Genomic DNA, 11158 nt, shown 5'->3' on the forward strand with positions numbered 1-11158 from the left:
CTGCGTCAACTATTACCCCTTCCGTGCTGCCCCTAATTCTAGTAGGGACCGCTGTCCGGGAGAAAAGGGGCACCTCAACCGGCTGCATTGGGTCCGCGATGTCACCTACGACGAGGACCACCACCGTGCCCGGACCGGCAACGCGCCCCAGGTCATGGCCAGCCTCCGCAACCTCGCGATCAGCATCCTGCCCCTGTCCGGCACCACCAACATCGCCCAGGCACCACGCCACCACGCCCGCCGACCCGAACGACCACTCACCACGATCATGAACCCAAATTGCTAACCAGCAACTATGCCGCCGCCCTGCCCCGACCCCTAGTAATTCGGAGCCGACCCCCTAGTCGGCCCCGGAACCAACCCCTAGTGCGGCAGCAGCACTTTTGTGATCATGTGGCTTGATCGTTTCGTTGTCGGCAGTGGCTTGTGCGGGCGGCGGCTTGGTGGCGTCGGCGCCACTGTGACCAGTGCAGGACGTGGGCGACGGTGCTGGTTGTCCGGACCGTGAGCGTGGTGAACAGTCGACGGACCTCGTTCACGGTCAGGGGTAGCAGCCCGGGGGGTGCGGGTTGGTCGCGTTCGCTGGCGGCCAGGATGGTGAGGAAGGCGTGGGCGAGCATCGCGAGGATGGTCCAGCGGTGCCAGGAGGTCCATTTTCTGACCTGGTGCTGGTCGAGGGCGGCGAGTTCCTTGGCTGTCTGGATCGTTTCCTCGACGGCCCACCTGCGTCCGGCCACGTGGACCAGCGCGGACAGCGGGATCGGGCCGGGTGCGTGGGCGCGGTAGAAGGCGTACTCGCCGGTGCGGCGGTTGCGGCGGATGAGGAGCCAGTGCCGGCCGGGGAGATCCTGGTCGACGGTGTTGATCATCGCCCAGTCGTAGTAGCGCTGCCCTTTCGATCCAGCGCCGGCGGACAGGCGCTGCCAGGACCGGGCGGGTAGCCGCACGGCGAGTTCGACGGCCTTACGCACCCCGATCCCGGTGCGCACACGATGGTTGCTGGCGACGGCCAGCACGTAGCCGACACCGCGCCGTGCCAGCTCGGCCCGTAGTTTCGGGTCGTTGCCATAGACCTCGTCCGCCGTGACCCAGCGGGCGGGCGTGCCGGCGTCGAACGCGCGGGTGAGCATCCCTCGTGCCAGCGCGGGCTTGGTCTGGAACACCGTGCTGGGCGGGACGCCGGCCGCCGCGAGCCGATCCGGATCGCCGGTCCAGCTCTTCGGGAGGTAGAGCGCCCGGTCGATGAACGCGCGGCCGCGGTCGGCGGCGTAAGCCAGATAGACCGCGACCTGCGCGTTTTCGATTCTTCCCGCAGTGCCGGTGTACTGCCGTTGCACCCCGACCGTCGCCGTTCCCTTCTTCAGATCCCCGGTCTCGTCCACGACCAGCACCGCACCAGCCTCACCGAGCCGTTCGACGACGTAGTCGCGTAGGTCGTCGCGGACGGCCTCGTTGTCCCACACCGCACGCGAGAGCAGCCGTTGCATCCCGTCGGGTGACGTCTCGCCCGCGTGTTCGGAGACGGTCCAGCAGTTCGTCCGGCCCAGACCTGCCGTCAGTCCCAGCAGGAACCGGCCGACCCGGCGGCGGGTCTCGACCCGCGCGAACCGGGTCGTGACCCGGTCCAGGAGCGCGTCGAACTCAGCCCGCCAACGGTCGCTGTCTATGCTGTGGCCCACGGCCACTGGTCGATCTTCGATGGTCCACACAACCCGCGATGTCACCGGTGGCCGCTTCGCGTCCGTGACCGCCCCGACCCAACCACCCCGAAGATCAACACGGGAACACAAGACGATCACAAAAGTGCTGCTGCCGTACTAGTCGCCGGGCTCCGCCGCTCTGCATTCAGATCCTTGATCAAGGAGCAGACCAGGAAGATAGGGGTTCCAGGAAACGGCGGCGCAGGCGAGCATGGACGCGATTCGATGCTCCGCGCGGTCGGTCTTCGGCGATCGGACGCGATCAAACTGTGCTGCCGTGAGACTGTGGGAGGACTGGTACATATGGCGGACCGACCATTACCACTTGCGGACCTGACGATTATCGACATCTCCACCGTCCTGGCGGGGCCCTTCGCCGCGCAGCTGCTCGCCGACTTCGGTGCGAGAGTGATAAAGGTCGAGCATCCGTCCGGCGATCCGATGCGCCGTCTCGGGCTCGCGACCAACGGCGTACCGCTCTGGTGGAAGGTGCTGAACCGGAACAAACAGGGAATCGTCCTCAATCTCAGCACTCCGGAGGGCGCGGCGGAGTTTCTGCGCCTCGCGGCCAACGCGGACACTGTGATCGAGAACTTCCGGCCCGGGACGCTCGAGCGGTGGGGTATCGGCCCTGAGAAGCTGAAGGAAGTAAACCCTGACCTTTTCTGAGGATTCGGGGACGACACCATGCTTGATTCCGTCGAGGGCGGCCTCGTGGTCGAGACCTCGTCCGGGCAGATACGCGGTTTTCTTGACCGAAGAGTGCCCAACTGGCGGGGTGTGCCCTACGGTCACGTCGAGCGGCGTTTCCGGCCGCCCGAGCCGGTGAGGCCGGCCGGCCCGCTCGAGGCGAACCGCTGGGGAGCCGTCAGCTGGCAGCTGCCGATCCAGGTCGGCAGGAGCCTGTACCGGGTCCCGCTGGACGAACTTGTCGAGAACGAGGGCTGCCTCAACCTGAACGTCTGGTCACCTGGCCCGCGCCAGGATGCCCCGCTCCCCGTCTTGATCTGGCTTCATGGTGGCAACCGGGTGTACGACAGCGCCAGCAGCCGGATCGACCCGTGGCACTTCGCGGCTCGGCACGGCGTCGTCGTCGTGACCGCGAACTATCGCCTCGGCCTGTGGGACTGCCTCTATCTGGGTGGCCACGACCAGGACTTCGCGGACAGCGCCAACCTCGAGGTTCTTGACCAGGTCATGCCGCTGCGCTGGATAAAGGACAACATCGCTCGCTTCGGCGGTGACCCGGCGAACGTCACGCTGTTCGGCATGTCCTCAGGTGGCTGCGACGTGGCGACGCTGCTCGGCGCACCCCTGGCTCACGGGCTGTTCCACAAGGCCGCGATCTACAGCGGGAACGCCGAGGTGCCGGTGTCCGAGGACGCCGCCGTCCGCTTCACCGAGGAGTTCATCGCCGCGGCCGGGCCACTGGCGAGCTCGCCGGACGATCTGAGCAGGCTCCCGAACGCGGGCCTGCGTCACATCCACGGGAAGCTGCTCGAACGGGGTGTCAAGGTCCGCTACGGTCCCTTCGTCGACGGCTCCGTAGTGCCCAGGCCGCCGCTGGAGACCATCAGGGACGGGGGCATCGCTGGCGTCCCACTGCTGATGTCGGTGACCTCGAAGGAGGCGGGGATCTACGTCGCCATGGGTGACGAGGTCTTCAGTCGAGCCTATGAGGCACTGGACGTCGGAGCCCCTTCCGGCGACCAGGAGAAAATGATTGAACTGCTCTCGGAGAGAAACTATCTGGAACCCACCGACCGACTGCTGCGGGCGGCTCACGATGCCGGCAGGACTGTTTGGCCGCAGCAATTCTGCTATGCGCCGACCAACTCGAACTTCGCTTCCCACAATCCTTCCCTGGCGGCATGGCCAGTACACGGCACCGACATGGCCTCATCGTTCGTCGATGCTCAGGGCAATGAGGGGACGAATACGGACCGCCTTGTCGGGGAGCTGGAACAGAACGCGCTGATCGCATTGGCCCGGCACGGGTGTCCGCCCTGGAGGAGCTGGACCCCGGAGGAGCCGGTGACCTGCCAGATCGCGGCGCCCGACAGCCACGGGTCAAGGCATGCCCGCAGGTGACGGCAGCGCCTGGTCCTAGGTTGGATGCCCCGGCGAGATGACCCGGGAGCCCCAGACCGCGTGCCCTGGTCGAGCCGTCCACCGCGAGCGCTGCAGGTCACCGCTTCCTTGACGAGCCTTCAGTACCCACGCACCACCGAGGAGAGAGATCGCGATGAGTACCGATACCAACGCGCCGGCGGGCTCGGCGCCAAGCCCGCTCGCGGACCAGCAGCAGGCTCCGCAGGTCCGTCGCCGGTGGTGGGTGCTAGCCGTCGTGTCGGTCGCGCAGCTCATGCTCATGCTCGACGCGACGATCGTGAACGTGATGCTGCCCCAGGTGCACGACGCGCTGCATCTGTCCACCACCGGTCAGCAGTGGGTGATGAGCATCTACGTGTTGCCGTTCGGTGGCCTGATGCTGCTCGGCGGGCGGCTGACCGATGTGGTCGGCAGGCGCCGGGTGCTGCTGACCGGCCTGGTGCTGTTCACCGGCAGCTCGCTGCTGGCCGGCACCGCCACCACCGCGACCCAGCTGCTGATCGCCAGGGCGCTTCAGGGCATCGGCGCCGCGGCCGCGTCACCGGCCGCGCTGTCGATCGTGGTCACGTCCTTCCCCGACCAGACCGAACGCACGAAGGCGCTCGGCACCTGGGGCTCCGTGTTGGGGATCGGCGCCAGTATGGGCGTGCTGCTGGGCGGCCTGCTGGTGCAGATCGACTGGCGGTGGGCGTTCTACATCAACCTGCCGGTCGGCCTGGCGGTCATCGGCGCGGTGGCCGGCCTCGTCGCGGGCGGCGGCCCTGACCGGCGCAAGCCGCCGTCGGACCTCGGCGGCGCCCTCACCATCACCGGCGGGCTGCTGCTGCTCGTCTACGGCATCGTCAGCTCCACCATGAACGGCTGGACGAGCTGGCAAACCGTCGGGGCGTTCGCGGTGAGCGTCGTGCTGTTCGCCGCGTTCGTCCGGATCGAGCAGCGCCACCGCGCGCCGCTGGTGCCGCTGCGACTGGTCGGCAAGCGCAATGTGGTCGCGGCGAGCCTCGGCCAGCTGGTCTCGGCCGGCATCATGCTGCCGACGTTCTTCCTGCTGCCGCAGTACATGCAGGGCGTGCTGCACTACAGCCCGCTACAGACGGGCCTGGCCTACATTCCGACCAGCCTGGCGATGTTGTTCGTATCGGGTGTGGTGGCCCGCGTGATCCCGAAGACCGGCGCGCGTGGCCCGTTCCTCGTGGGCACAGTGCTGCTGGCCGGGATGCTCGGACTGATGGTGAACGCCACGATCGACTCCGGGTACTGGACGTTGCTGCTGCCGGTGACCGCACTGCTCGGCATCGGGCTCGTGATCTGCATGATCACTATTCCGGTGGTCGGCACAGCCGACGCGACCGAGGAGGACGCCGGCACGGCATCGGGCATCCTCAACGCCGCCGCCGAGGTGGGCGGCGCGCTCGGTCTCGCGGTGGTGGCCACGTCAGTCGGCGCGCGCTCGGCGGAGCTGGTCGGCCAGGGTGTCGATCCGGTGCACGCGCTCAATTCCGGCTTGCAGCGTGGTTTCGCGGTGCTGTTCGTGTGGGTCGGACTGAACCTGCTGATCGGGCTGTTCGGCCTGCGAGGCAATGCAGCCAGCCGCTTCCGAGCCGACTGATTCCCAACCCGCCTGGGTTGACCGAGTTCGGGTGCGCCGCCAGGCGCAGGCACTACGACAAGGATCTTACGGAGTACTTAAGGCGGTATCGCGTCACCGATCCTCTCCAACATTTACCTGCACCGCCTCGACACCTTCGTCGAGACCGTACTCATCCCCGAATACACGAGAGGCGAAAGGAGAGCGCACAACCCTGCCTACCGGAGGGTGTACAACGCTGCCCGGCAAGCAAAGGTCCGGAGGAACCACGCCGCCGCGTGGCAACTCCGCGTGCAACAGCGCACGACCCCCCGCAGAGACCCCAACGACTCGGGCTACCGAAAGCTATACTATGCCCGGTACGCCGACGACGCGCTCCTAGCTAGTTCCCCTGGCCCTTCGGGCACGCCGCCCCGGCGTGAAACGCTCTACCTGGCTGTCGGGCATCTCGGGAGAACTACCATCCTCAACTCGGCACGGCAGACGATCAGCGTCCCGTCGGTTGGAAAATGGGAAACCTACTGAATAGTTACCAGAAAGATAACCGACCTGGCAGCCTAACCAGTGTCCATAAAAGCGGGAACACTCCAGGGACGACCCGATAGCGTGAAGACTAGTTGTCTGGGGCAATCAAATTCATGCTGGGTGGGGGAGTTCCATGTGTCCGGCGTGACGTACCATCAGGCCCCGGACGCCACCGACCACTGACACACCGAGCGCGGCATGCGGGGACGAAACGCGGCCGTGTCAGGAGGATTCACTCATGCCCGCCACCGCACCCGCGTTCCGCACGTACGTGGAGGAGAGCCTCAACGCCCTCGCCGCCCGGCCCGAGCGAGAGGTCCTGGTGCACAGCCGCCGCCGCGTCACCGCCGGAGCCTTCAGCGACCTCGTGTACCGCATGGCCCGCGCCCTCCGCGCGCAGGGCGTCGGCCGCAGCCAGACCGTCACCCTGCTCAGCGGCAACCTCCCAGAGACCATCGCCGCGCGCTATGCCGCCAACCTGCTCGGCTGTCGGGTCAACCACCTCTACAACAAGCTGTCGGCCGACGTTCAGGCGGCCATAGTCCGCGACGTCGAGACCCGCGCCCTGATCGTCGACCCCCGCTACGCCGACCGTGCCGCCGAGGTCACGGAACGGGCACCGGTCGCGGCCGTCCTCGCTCTCGGTCCCGCGACCACGGGGACGGACCTGCTCGCGCTCGCCGCCGACGAGTCCGCGGAGCCGTTCGCCGGCGACGCCCAGCCGCAGGACGTGTTCGGCATCCACCACACCGGTGGCACCACCGGCCACCCCAAGGGAATCTGCGCCACCTTCCAGCAGCTCCGGGAGGCTATGCCTCGCGAGCTGGGCCCGCGGCAGGCCCCGCCCCGGCAGCTCGTGTGCACCACCCTCGCCCACGCCGCCGGCATGATGGCGGACGTCACGCTCCTCTCCGGCGGCACCGTCGTGCTGCTCGACGACTTCGATGCCGGAGAGGTGCTCGCCGCGATCGAGCGCGAGCGCATCACCCAGCTCTTCGTGCTCCCGCCGCTGCTGTACCAGCTGCTGGACCACCCGGCCTCCGACCGCTACGACACCTCCAGCCTCGAGGGGCTGGCCTACGGCGGCTGCCAGGCATCGCCGGGCCGCATCGTCGATGCGCTGCGCCGCTTCGGCCCGGTGCTCGTCCAGTTCTACAGCCAGAGCGAGGCCGGCGGCATCAGCCTGCTCACCCCCGAGGACCACGACCCGCAGCGCCCCGACCGGCTCTGCTCCGCCGGCAAGGTCCTGCCCGGAGTCCAGGTGGCGATCCGCGACGAGGCCGGCCGCGACCTGCTGGTCGGTGAGCACGGCGAGATCTGCGTCCGCTCTGCCATGGTAATGGAGGGGTACTGGAAGCAGCCCGAACTGACCGCCGAGGTCCTGCGCGACGGCTGGCTGCACACCGGTGACATCGGCTTCCTCGACGAGGACGGCTACGTCACCGTCCTCGACCGGCTGAAGGACATGATCGTCGTCGTGAGCGGTCATGTATACACCACCGAGCTCGAGGACCTCCTCAACTCCCACCCGCAGGTGCTCCAGAGCGCCGTCTTCGGCGTGCGCGGCGCCGACGACATGGAGCAGGTGCACGCCGCCGTCGTGCCCGTTCCCGGCAGCGGGGTCGACGAGCAGCAGCTGCGCGCCCTGGTGCGCGCCGAGCGAGGCTCGATGTACGAGCCGGCATGCATCACCTTAGTCGAGGAACTCCCGCTCACCGACGCGGGCAAGCCGGACAAGAAGCTGCTCCGCGCCCGCGCCGGGCACGCGTCCTCCTGACACTCCGGCCTCCGCGCCTGCCCGAGGCCTCGGCGGGGCCTCCGGGTCCGGCATCCTCCGCGCTCGGCGCGGATCGCCAGGCGCGGAGGCCTCGGTGTAAGGTCGTGCCCTCTGCTGGCGGGTGTGCCGGCAACAGGATGACTCCCCGTCGGAGTGCTGACCCCGGCCAGCTGACCTTCACCGAGCAGGCCCGCCGCCGGCAGCTCATCGAGTGCACGATCGACCTGGTCTCCACGCGCGACTACGCGGCGACCTCGCTGTCGGCGATCGCCGAAGCCGTCGGCATCTCCAAGGCCGCCGTCCTCTACCACTTCGCGTCGAAGGACCGCTCTTCATCACCGGCATCCAGCAGCAGACGCAGCGCACGTCCCAGCACGTACGCGGTCGCTCTGACTGGAAACCCCAAGGTGATGTGGGCAGGCTCGCGCGCACCAGGGCACTTGGCCGCTGATGCGCGGGAAGACGGCAGTTCGGGGTGGCGGTCGGTCTGCCCTTCTGACTAGCGGTACGGGTGCGTGTCGGGGTTCGCGCGGCCTCCCGGTGCGGCCGTCAGGCCGCGCGGGCCGGGGGTTAGGCCGCGGCGAGCATCGAGGCGGCTTCCTGTGGGGAGACCCCGAGGTTTTTCATCTGTCTTACCAGCGCGCGCTTGCGCCGTTCCGGGTCCTGCCGGCGGGTGTGTTAGTCGGCGCCGAGATCCCGGAACGGCACCTGGTCGCGCACCATCCGCCAGATGATCTCCAGGATGGAGCGGCTGGTGGCGACGATGGCTTTCAGGCTGCCGCGGCGGGCGCGCAGCCGCCGGTGGCGGGCACCGCGGAAGGTGTCGGTGCGTCCGGCGGAGGCCGCCGCCGAACCGAGCGTGCGACGCACGTAACGGTTGCCGCGTCCGGTCCGGCCCATCCGCAGGGACGCCCCGGTCTGGATCGTGCGTGAGGTCAGGTTCGCCCACGACGCCAGGTGCCCCGCGGTCGCGAACGGGCTCATGTCCGTTCCGATCTCCGCGAGGATCATCTGCGCGGCGTCCCTGCCGATCCCGGGGATCGCGTCAAGCAGGTCGACCAGGTCCGCGGCGGTGAGCGACGCCGGCCACCCGCCGACGGGTGTGGTCGACAGGCCGGCGGCGGGCGTGGGCACGGTGTCGGCGACGGGTGGAACGATCTCACCGGTGACGGTCGAGACCGTCCCGCGCACGCCGTCGACCTCGGTGACCCCGTCGACCTCGGCGGGCTCGACCGTGTCGGGCTGGCGGGTGGGCAGTGACATCGCCGCGGTCATCTCCTCGACCCTCGCGGACAGCGTGGCGATCTGCCGGTCAAGCGTGTCGACCTGCTCCAGGTAGATCTTCAGCAGGAAGGCGTCGTGGTCGCTGAACCGGCCAGTCAGCGCCGCGGTCACGCCTCCGGCGAGGCATTCAGGCCCGTCCCGAGCGCCGCGAGCCGGCGCGGGTCGCGTTCCCCGGCCACCAGCGTGTCGAGGATCCGCCGGCTCGCGACCCCGAAAAGGTCCGAGACCACCGTGGAGAGCTTGACCAGCGCTCCCTCGAGCAGCTTCTCCGCGCGTTGCTTGGCCCGTGTGCGGTCCTCGACGAGGTCGACCCGCATCCGGCGGATCTGTGTCGGCGGCACGAACGACCGGCGCAGCATCGAGCGCTCGTTGAGCTTCGCCAGCCACACGGCGTCCAGCTTGTCGGTCTGGGTCTTCCGGGGACGTTCTTCACGTCCCGGGCGTTGACCAGCCACACCTCGAGGCCCCGCTCCTCGAGCAGGTAGTAGAAGACCCGCCAGTAGTCCGCAGTGCTCTCGAGAACCACCCGCTCGACGCCCTGGCAGACCAGGTGGTCCGCCAGCCCCTCCACCGCCGGGACCGTCGCGGCGACGTCGAAGACCCGGGTGACCCGCTTGCCTTCCCGGCTGTCGTGCGGGACCCGCACGCACACCTTCCCGGACGCCTTCGCGACGTCGATCGCCGCGACCCGCTCCAGGATCTGCTCGGTGTCGTCCACAACGACCTCGACCGAACCGTCCACCGCACCCCCAACCAGCCGATACCTACAGGTAGCGACCGCCCGGGGACCGACAAAGATCAACACTCTGACTGGCGTGCTCGAAGCACAGCGGGCGACCCGCAAGGTCAAGATCCCTCGCCAAACTAGTGCCGCATCAGGCAACGTTCGCCTTGGCGACGACGGCGCGGAGTTTCTTGTCGGCGGCGTGGCGGTTCCGCCAGCCGAGGTAGCGACGGATCATGCTGGCTTGCGCGCGGTGGTTGCGGTGGTCGGTGCCGTCGAGGGCGAAGTAGCGCAGGGCGGTGAACTGGGCCTCGATACGGTTGAGCCATGAGCTGTTCGTCGGGGTGTAGGCGATCTCGACGTTGTTCGCCGCCGCCCACGCTCCGACCCGCCCATCGACCCGGGTCGACAGGTGCGGGCTGTAGTTGTCGCAGATGATCGCGATCCGCACGTCGGGTGGGTAGAGGCCGCGCAGGTAGCGGCAGAAGGTCAGGAACACCGTGCGGTTCTTCGTGGTCTTCACATGCCCGTACATCCAGTCTTTGCCCAGGTCGTAGGCGGCCATCAGATGCCGCACCCCCTGCGTGCGGGTGTAGGTCGCCCGCCGGCGGCGCCGCGGGCCGCGCTTCGGGTCGGTCTTCGCACCACCCACCCCGGCCCAGATCCGCCCCGGACGTGGCATCAGGTTCAGCGGGCCGAACTCGTCGAGGCAGAACACGACCGCCGGCTCGCCGGGTTCGGGCACGACCTGTCCGTCGATGATCGCGTACAGGTGCTCGACGCGGGCCTTCTTCGGTTCGTACTCCGGATCCGAGCTGGCCTTCCACGTCTTCAGGCGTTGAAAGGAGACGCCATCCTCGCGGAGCAGGACCCGCAGGCCCTCATGGCTGATGTCGTCGACCACCCCCTCGGCGACCAGGAACTCGGCGAGTTTGGTCAGGCTCCAGGTCGAGAACGGCAGCTGATGCTCGGAGGGACGGGACTTCGCGATCTTCTTGATCTCCCGGCGTTCCGGCAGCGTGAACTTCCGCGGTCGGCCGCCTGCGTACTTCGGATAGAGGGAGTCGAACCCGTCGGCGTTGAAGTTGTGGATCACATCGCGGACCCGATCCTCCGACGTGAACGTCACCTCCGCGATCTTCGTCGGGGTCATGGCCTGCGCGGAGAGCAGGATCATCTGCGCCCGTCGCCACGTCACCACCGACCCCGAGGACCGTCGCACGATCCGTAACAGCCGCTGTCCCTCGTCCGGATCGATCTCCCGGACCCGCACCCGTTCCGCCACACCACAGATCATCAGCCGGACGGCCAGGCCAGGACGGGACCCGACGCGGCGCGTCCCCACAACGGGCAAACCTTCGCGGCTACGGCACTAGTGCAGCGCCTCAGTAGTTCCTTTCCGGCGCCTGGTCACGGTGAGTGATGTCAAGCGGCGGCCGGTAGGGCGT

The 11158-nt window shown here is 68.3% G+C and carries 8 protein-coding genes and 4 pseudogenes; 7 read left to right on the plus strand and 5 right to left on the minus strand.

Going from position 1 to position 11158, the window contains the following annotated elements:
* Positions 1-76 precede the first annotated feature (76 nt).
* Positions 77-272: pseudogene (locus MXD61_RS04625) on the plus strand (ISAs1 family transposase); the annotation flags it as partial.
* Between the two features lie 117 nt (positions 273-389).
* Here MXD61_RS04625 and MXD61_RS04630 read toward each other — a convergent pair.
* A complete protein-coding gene (locus MXD61_RS04630; protein ID WP_248811620.1) occupies positions 390-1628 on the minus strand; it encodes an IS701 family transposase in 1239 nt (412 codons plus the stop codon).
* Between the two features lie 225 nt (positions 1629-1853).
* On the opposite strand from MXD61_RS04630, the gene MXD61_RS04635 reads away from it, so the two are divergent.
* The 6 genes and pseudogenes from MXD61_RS04635 to MXD61_RS28670 form a co-directional block, all read left to right on the plus strand.
* A complete protein-coding gene (locus MXD61_RS04635) occupies positions 1854-2369 on the plus strand; it encodes a CoA transferase (RefSeq protein WP_248811613.1) in 516 nt (171 codons plus the stop codon).
* An 18-nt stretch (positions 2370-2387) separates the two neighbouring features.
* Positions 2388-3791, plus strand: a complete 1404-nt coding sequence (locus tag MXD61_RS04640) for a carboxylesterase family protein (RefSeq protein WP_248811614.1) — start codon at positions 2388-2390, stop codon at positions 3789-3791.
* 154 nt (positions 3792-3945) lie between these two features.
* The gene (locus MXD61_RS04645; RefSeq protein ID WP_248811615.1) at positions 3946-5421 is read left to right on the plus strand and encodes an MFS transporter; all 1476 of its coding nucleotides are present in this window, start codon (positions 3946-3948) and stop codon (positions 5419-5421) included.
* Positions 5422-5502: 81 nt separating this feature from the next.
* Positions 5503-5629 (plus strand): annotated as a pseudogene (locus MXD61_RS28665) (RNA-directed DNA polymerase); the annotation flags it as partial.
* 534 nt (positions 5630-6163) lie between these two features.
* Positions 6164-7702 carry an AMP-binding protein gene (locus MXD61_RS04650; RefSeq protein ID WP_248811616.1) on the plus strand — a complete coding sequence of 513 codons (1539 nt, stop codon included), beginning with the start codon at positions 6164-6166 and terminating at the stop codon, positions 7700-7702.
* A 137-nt stretch (positions 7703-7839) separates the two neighbouring features.
* A pseudogene (locus tag MXD61_RS28670) lies at positions 7840-8046 on the plus strand (TetR/AcrR family transcriptional regulator); the annotation flags it as partial.
* 334 nt (positions 8047-8380) lie between these two features.
* Here the strand turns inward: MXD61_RS28670 and MXD61_RS28315 are convergent.
* The 4 genes and pseudogenes from MXD61_RS28315 to MXD61_RS04675 all read right to left on the minus strand — a co-directional run bounded on the left by MXD61_RS28315 (position 8381) and on the right by MXD61_RS04675 (position 10995).
* Positions 8381-9097, minus strand: coding sequence for a transposase (locus MXD61_RS28315; RefSeq protein WP_248811618.1), 717 nt, complete (start codon positions 9095-9097; stop codon positions 8381-8383).
* On the minus strand, positions 9094-9441 hold the full coding sequence (locus tag MXD61_RS28320) for an IS110 family transposase (RefSeq protein ID WP_248811621.1): 348 nt from the start codon (positions 9439-9441) through the stop codon (positions 9094-9096). The genes MXD61_RS28315 and MXD61_RS28320 overlap by 4 nt, the downstream gene beginning before the upstream one ends.
* A 23-nt stretch (positions 9442-9464) precedes the next feature.
* A pseudogene (locus MXD61_RS28325) lies at positions 9465-9791 on the minus strand (hypothetical protein); the annotation flags it as partial.
* A 70-nt stretch (positions 9792-9861) separates the two neighbouring features.
* Positions 9862-10995, minus strand: coding sequence for an IS630 family transposase (locus MXD61_RS04675; RefSeq protein ID WP_248811619.1), 1134 nt, complete (start codon positions 10993-10995; stop codon positions 9862-9864).
* Between the last annotated feature and the right edge of the window lie 163 nt (positions 10996-11158).

Source organism: Frankia sp. AgPm24, assembly GCF_023243055.1.
GTDB classification, from domain to species: domain Bacteria; phylum Actinomycetota; class Actinomycetes; order Frankiales; family Frankiaceae; genus Frankia; species Frankia umida.

What these genes read in the sequence shown, in the direction of transcription:
- MXD61_RS04645 (WP_248811615.1), top strand. Translation starts at nt 3,946, where the DNA reads ATGAGTACCGATACCAACGCGCCGGCGGGCTCGGCGCCAAGCCCGCTC.
- MXD61_RS04650 (WP_248811616.1), top strand. Translation starts at nt 6,164, where the DNA reads ATGCCCGCCACCGCACCCGCGTTCCGCACGTACGTGGAGGAGAGCCTC.
- MXD61_RS04640 (WP_248811614.1), top strand. Translation starts at nt 2,388, where the DNA reads ATGCTTGATTCCGTCGAGGGCGGCCTCGTGGTCGAGACCTCGTCCGGG.